Annotated in this window: 2 protein-coding genes; one reads left to right on the top strand and one right to left on the bottom strand. The window is 60.2% G+C overall.

The window, feature by feature from the left end; genetic code table 11:
- The first annotated feature begins 1,190 nt into the window (after positions 1 to 1,190).
- On the top strand, positions 1,191 to 1,367 hold the full coding sequence (locus tag NEZ08_RS11940; protein WP_298107064.1) for a hypothetical protein: 177 nt from the start codon (positions 1,191 to 1,193) through the stop codon (positions 1,365 to 1,367).
- A gap of 13 nt (positions 1,368 to 1,380) precedes the next feature.
- On the opposite strand, the gene NEZ08_RS11935 is transcribed toward NEZ08_RS11940, so the two are convergent.
- The gene (locus NEZ08_RS11935) at positions 1,381 to 1,941 is read right to left on the bottom strand and encodes a recombinase family protein (protein ID WP_298107062.1); all 561 of its coding nucleotides are present in this window, start codon (positions 1,939 to 1,941) and stop codon (positions 1,381 to 1,383) included.
- Positions 1,942 to 2,206: the final 265 nt, after the last annotated feature.

Genomic DNA, 2,206 nt, shown 5'->3' with positions numbered 1-2,206 from the left:
CGGGCCGGCGCAACGCTTTCGAAAGCTTCGCCACCCTTGCCTGATCAAGGGGCGGTTCGCTCACTTGGGGGGCTGCAAGCCCGTCGAATTGATCCACTCGTCGATATGAGCCGCCGTCTCAGCCCGGCGGGCATTCTTGATTAGATCATCCCGCTCACGGCTGGGCTGCATTTCGGATGCCTTTTTGAAGGCCTCGTTGGCAAAGGCTGCGAGCCGATCTTTCAGGGTTTCGGTCTGTTTGAAACGTCGCCGTTGTTGCATAGCGTACGCTCCATTTCCGTTAGAGGGAGGCGCGAGCAAAACCGGCGATCTCATCACCGATGATGCTCTTGCGTGCGCGATGTAAAAAAGGATGCACCTAGGAAAGCCGAGGCGCGAGTCCTTAATTTGGGCTGCGTGCCGAGACTTTTCGGGAATAAAGGCAATTACTCAAAGTGGGTAAGGAGCTAACCAGCGGGGGAAAGCGGCCGCCCGATCACGGCGTGCCCATGGTGTCGCGCTGAGCGCGACCGTTGACGCGAGCGAGCCAGGTCTTTGCGAGTCCCGCGAGCTTTAGGGCTCCAAGAGCGCCGGCCCAGAACGGCGATGTCAGAACGGCCAAAATCAGGAACGGCAATAGGATTGCGTAGGCGGCTAACGCGGAACGTGTAGGCGTCGGTGGCATTGGACCATTCGGCATTTGGCACCTTACACTTGATGCCCCAGCGCGTCGGCAACAGAGCGAACAGCAATATGACCGATGCTGGATCATACTCCTACCGCGCTGCCGCGATCCTGCCGTGCCCCGCTGCGGTGATGGCAATCAGGCTGCCTTGAGCCGCTTCGCGATCTTGACGATCGTCGCCCGGCCGCAGCCTGTCGCGGCCTGTATCGTCGATCAGGATTGAACGGAAGCACCGTCAATGCCTTTCCGCATCACCTGGGCGTCCCACATGGCGGGCCGCCTTCGTCGCTCGAAACCGTTTTCTTGTTCGACGAAACCGTCCTGCGCCACGACGACATCATTCGGAAACGATCGACGGACACCATCAGGACAAAGAATGGAGTCGGTCATGTCTGTGATCCCCACCCTGATCTACCGTGAATTTTGCCTCGGCCGCCTAGTAGCAGAGATGCGGAGGTTATCAGCCGCGCGCTGAGGTCTGTAGCCTGATGCGTTTTCTATGATTTGCGCTCATCGGAGCATTGCCATGAACAATGAAAATGACAGTAACAATTTCGACACAGCCGCCGTTTGGTGGGCCGCCGAACACCGGCGGGCAGAGGATTTAGCCGGCTGGCTCGGCGCGTTGCCGTTCAAGCGAAAGGCGAAGGAAGAAGAATCCGCCGTCGTGACGGGTCCCGCGCACCAGCCGCAACCAATCTAAGCGCGGTTTGTTGCTACATTGCTGGCGCCGCCGTCAGCCGGCTGATGGTGCTGTGGGAGACGTTGTAGGACCGGGCGATGTCGACCAGGGCCTCGCCGGCATCGCGCCGCGCAATCGCCTCCTGTTGCTGGTGGCGCATCAATTTCGGCTTGCGCCCCATCACGACGCCCTTGGCCTTGGCGCGCTCACGGCCCTCGCCAGTGCGGCTGCGGATCAATTCCCGTTCGAACTCGGCGAGGCCGCCCAGCACCGTCAGCGTCAACCGGCCGTGCGCAGTGGTGGTGTCCGCCCAGGTGTCGCGCAGGGAGCGGAAGCCGGCCTCCTTGTCGGCGACGGCGCCCAGCACGTTCAAGAGATCGCGGATCGACCGCGCCAAGCGATCAAGACGGGTCACCACCAGCACGTCACCATCGTCCAGACGGCCGATCAGGCGCGCCAGCTGTTTTCGATCCGACTTCGCGCCGGAGACCTTCTCCTGGAATATCTCGGTGCAGCCAGCGGCCTTGAGCTCGGCCACCTGTGCGGTCAGCGACTGGCCATCCGTTGGAACTCTCGCATATCCGATCTGGACCATTTGTACGCTCCATTTCGCACCTCATTTATGCACAGAATGAACTCTGCGAAATCAACGTTATGGAATTTGCATAATTCAAGATTTTGCACGGGAAGACGAGGCCCGCGCAGCCATGATGACGCATTCATTCGACTTGTCCCGCTGGATGACCACCAGCGTTCCGCGTGTTGCAGTCATGCCGCTGTGACTGAAGCGCACCACCACGGACCGATCTCACGCGCCCATTCGGATATTCTTTGACTGTGCAGGCCCTCGTCGCTCAAAT

Origin of the sequence: Bradyrhizobium sp., assembly GCF_027451485.1 — a bacterium.
Lineage (GTDB): Bacteria > Pseudomonadota > Alphaproteobacteria > Rhizobiales > Xanthobacteraceae > Bradyrhizobium.
The sequence above is the reverse complement of the archived record's forward strand: the minus strand, read 5'-3'. Positions and strand labels throughout refer to the sequence as shown.

Coding starts and splice junctions, on each gene's coding strand:
- NEZ08_RS11940 (WP_298107064.1), top strand. CDS start 1,191: ATGAACAATGAAAATGACAGTAACAATTTCGACACAGCCGCCGTTTGG.
- NEZ08_RS11935 (WP_298107062.1), bottom strand. CDS start 1,941: ATGGTCCAGATCGGATATGCGAGAGTTCCAACGGATGGCCAGTCGCTG.